1 protein-coding gene is annotated in these 520 nt (G+C 63.1%); it reads right to left on the bottom strand.

The annotated features are described in order from the left end of the window. Positions 1-14: 14 nt before the first annotated feature. The gene (locus CK240_RS18025) at positions 15-263 is read right to left on the bottom strand and encodes a BrnT family toxin (RefSeq protein ID WP_095641557.1); all 249 of its coding nucleotides are present in this window, start codon (positions 261-263) and stop codon (positions 15-17) included. Positions 264-520 lie beyond the last annotated feature (257 nt).

The following is a 520-nucleotide window of genomic DNA, read 5'->3' as shown; positions in this document are numbered from 1 at the left end:
CAGGTGCTGTCCGGTCATAGCAGGCTCCTTTCCCTTTCGCTGGCGGGCCGCATCGAGATCACCGAAATCCCTTCGGTGCCCAAGGTGGCGAACACCACGGCAATGGTGCCGTCGCCCAGGCGGCCTATGGCCATGTGCCGACCGTCCTTTGCCGGGATGACAAGCGAGGCCAGGAAGAACCCCTCGTCCAGATCGGCAAAGTCCAGGCCGTGCTTGGCGAGGTTCGTCTGCCGCTTCGGCTCATCCCAGACGATCATCAGCATGGCTTTCTGTATATACACAAATAGGAGCAGGCATCAAGGGTTCCTCCTCATCAGGCAGAGGCTCGTGAGAGGAGGGTGGAAGTGGCAGGAACTGTGGAATGTTTACACGCCCGGTTCTCGGCCCTGATTGCCCTCTGCCGCACCTCCTCCGGCGACCTGCACAGCGGTTCTTCCTGCCCCCTGTCCTGGGCCGCGCTCCGTTCCTTGGCGACTGCGCGCAGCCCAGGACAGGGCTTGCGGCGGTGACGCGATCGAGC

Source organism: Paracoccus salipaludis, from assembly GCF_002287065.1.
Lineage (GTDB): Bacteria > Pseudomonadota > Alphaproteobacteria > Rhodobacterales > Rhodobacteraceae > Paracoccus > Paracoccus salipaludis.
Note: the sequence above shows the minus strand (reverse complement) of the source record. Positions and strands in the feature narration are given on the sequence as shown.

Bases quoted from the DNA above. Each gene is read 5' to 3' on its own strand.
- CK240_RS18025 (WP_095641557.1), bottom strand. From the start codon at position 263: ATGCTGATGATCGTCTGGGATGAGCCGAAGCGGCAGACGAACCTCGCC.